A 1,927-nucleotide genomic window follows, 5' to 3' on the forward strand; every position below is an offset into this window, starting at 1 on the left:
GTGGTCCTGCAGGGGCTCATGCGCGACCAAGGGGGTGGTCAATTCTATCTCGAAGGGGCCGGCTTTCAGGTCAGCGTCAAGTCCCCTCCGCCAGCTCCCGCTCGCCAGGCATCGGAAAACGCGGCGACAACGACAAATCCCTCTGCTCCCGGAGCCACTGGCTCGCCCCCTCTCGCGTAGCGTCTCCCGCACCAAGCTGCTTCCTACGGTGGCTGCGAATATCGCCGGAAAGCGTGTGAGGAACGGTCCGCGAAGTAACCGGACCCACGCGCCCCCGCTCCGGTATCACAAGCCCTTCAGGGACCACTGGAGATATTTCTCGGATAGCTTTCTATCCACAAGCTCACGTAAGGAGCATTCCGAAAGCGCCGGTCCCTTGGAGCGGGATTCCTCTGCTCACAACTGCTCGACGATAATCGTCGTTTCCCGACACATTTGCGACAAGGGGAACGACCATGGCGAAGCACAAACCCAGGCGGAGGCCCAAACCAGCGGAAGTCCCTCAGCAACCGCGCGATCGGCGCGCGGAGATCGGGGCCGAGATTCGAGACGTCCAACAGCAGATCGAAGCCCGGCGCTGCGACGCACCCGTGATCCGCACCCCCGAGGATCTCACGACGTGGGAACGGACGATCGCGGAATTGACCGACCGGCTGGCCGCCCTCCTGCTGGCCGAGGTCATGCAAGCAGCTCTCGGCGACCCGGAGAACCGGCTTCAGGCTCGCTCCTTGGCTCAAGGGGCAGGCCACACACTCAAGGATCAAGGGCCACGCGACGTCACACTGCGGACGGCCTGCGGACCGGTGACGATCCGCGCGACCTATTTCAGCCGTAACTGCCATCGTGACAAGCCAGGCAAAGGGATGTACCCGATGCTCCTGCTCTGGGGAGTGCACGACCGCTGTACGGCAGCCGTCGCCTCGGAGACCAGCAAGTTGGTGGCGATGCTGAGTTCCTTCGAGGAGGTCGAGCAGGTCCTGCGGGATCGTGGGCGACCGCTGGACCTCAAGGCCATCCGGGCGATCGCCTACCGCTTCGCCACGCGTGCCCGTGCCGCGCAGCGTCTCGGGGGCATGGACTGGGGAGAATCCGTCGCGGGCCGCCGTGTGATCCTCTCCACTGATGGGGGCCGGATTCGGATCCGCACAACCAAGCGCGGACCGAAGACCGCCAAGGGACGCAACCGCTATCGCACCGATTGGCGCGAGCCGAAGTTGCTGATCATCTACGTCGTGGATGAGAAGGGGCAGATGGATCGGGACTTCCCGTCAGTCATCGACGGGACCCTGGGTGGGCCGGATGCGATCTTCAAGTTGATGGAATTCTATTTACGTGAGTTAGCCATCGCCACGGCGGACAAGATCCTGTTCGTGGCCGACGGGGCGCGTTGGATCTGGAATCGCGTCGGGGCCCTGTTGCGTCGCTTGGGGATCAAACCGGAACAGCTCGACGAGTTGGTGGACTTCTATCATGCGGTGGAGCACCTGGGCAAGATCGCGGCCTTGCAGGGACGCTGGACGGGACCGGAGCGTCAGACGTGGATTCGTCGCCAACGGCGACGTCTTCTGAAGGGAAAGCTCGTCGAGGTGCAAACGGCGATCGACGCACTCTGTGGCCCGCGCTCGAGCAAGGCGTTGAAACGGGAGCGTGGGTACTTCAAGCGGAATGGTGAGAAGGGTCGGATGGATTACGCGCGGCTCGAGGCGTTGAAGATGCCGATCGGCAGTGGTGCGATCGAGAGTACGATCCGCCGGGTGGTGAACTTGCGGTTGAAGGGGGCGAGTATCTACTGGCACAAGAAAAGTGCGGAAGCCGTTCTGTTGTTGCGTTCGTATTACAAGGCGGGACGCTGGAACCATCTTGAGAGGCAGGCACTTACGATCACCACGAGGGTTGCCGCGTGAGCCGACAGCAATGGAATGCTCCT

General features: G+C 62.7%; 2 protein-coding genes. Both read left to right on the forward strand.

Going from position 1 to position 1,927, the window contains the following annotated elements:
• Positions 1–180 (forward strand): hypothetical protein (locus tag AC11W3_RS15985; protein ID WP_484093341.1); only part of this gene is annotated, 180 nt, incomplete at its 5' end.
• A gap of 275 nt (positions 181–455) precedes the next feature.
• Positions 456–1,904, forward strand: a complete 1,449-nt coding sequence (locus AC11W3_RS15990) for a hypothetical protein (RefSeq protein WP_484093342.1) — start codon at positions 456–458, stop codon at positions 1,902–1,904.
• Positions 1,905–1,927 lie beyond the last annotated feature (23 nt).

This window comes from Geomonas sp., assembly GCF_056994735.1.